Consider the following 1,005-nt stretch of genomic DNA (forward strand, 5'->3'; position numbering starts at 1 on the left):
TGTCGTCTGGGTCGGTGAGCGCTATGGCTATATCAACAGGGAAGGAGCGATGGTGATCAACCCTCAGTTTGATTGGGCTGTACCTTTCTCAGAGGGTCTGGCAAACGTCTGGGTCGGCGATCGCATAGGCTATATCGATAAAGAGGGGACGATGGTGATCAATCCTCAGTTTGATTCTGCTCAGCCTTTCTCAGAGGGGCTGGCCGCAGTCAGTGTTGACGAGCGCTATGGCTATATCAACAGGGAAGGAGCGATGGTGATCAATCCTCAGTTTGATTATGCTGGGTCTTTCTCAGAGGGGCTAGCGGCAGTCCGGGTCGGTGATCGCTATGGCTATATCGATAAAGAAGGGACGATGGTGATCAATCCTCAGTTTGATTATGCTGGGTCTTTCTCAGAGGGGCTAGCGGCAGTCCGGGTCGGTGATCGCATGGGCTATATCGATAAAGAGGGGACGATGGTGATTAATCTTCAATTTGATGAGGCTGAGCCTTTCTCAGAGGGGCTAGCGCGAGTCCAGGTCGGCGATCGCATGGGCTACATCAACAAGGAGGGCGAACAGATATATTAATACCTTCCAGTTGTCTCCTCACCTAAAAATCTACAATTACTTTAAACCTACACTTCGGCATATGTTTTTTCAGAAAAAATCCGTTCTTCCGTTCTAACCGCCTTACTAATGATGAGTGCCGCATCAGGAACCGTCGCCTGTTCTCCGCTCAACAGCGAGGTTGGAAACCCCACTGAAAATACTGCACAGCAGACAGAGGCAGACCAACAGACAGAAACGGTCGGCCTCTGGCCAGTTTTGGTCGGCGATCGCTTGGGCTACATCAATAAAGAAGGAATGATAGTCATCAATCCTCAGTTTGATCAGATTAGGCCTTTCTCAGAGGGGCTGGCTGCCGTCCGGGTCGGCGATCGCTGGGGCTACATCGATAAGGAAGGAACGATGGTGATCAATCCTCAGTTTGATTCTGCTGAACCTTTCTCAGAGGGTCTGGC

At 50.7% G+C, this 1,005-nt stretch carries 2 protein-coding genes; both read left to right on the forward strand.

All coding sequences use genetic code 11. The annotated features are described in order from the left end of the window. Positions 1-571, forward strand: a 571-nt coding sequence (locus AACR41_RS00045; protein WP_030008359.1) for a WG repeat-containing protein, incomplete at its 5' end; no start/stop codon positions are given. 108 nt (positions 572-679) lie between these two features. Further along, positions 680-1,005 (forward strand): WG repeat-containing protein (locus AACR41_RS00050; RefSeq protein WP_161768763.1); only part of this gene is annotated, 326 nt, incomplete at its 3' end.

The organism is Picosynechococcus sp. NKBG042902, from assembly GCF_963864045.1.
Taxonomy (GTDB): domain Bacteria; phylum Cyanobacteriota; class Cyanobacteriia; order Cyanobacteriales; family MRBY01; genus MRBY01.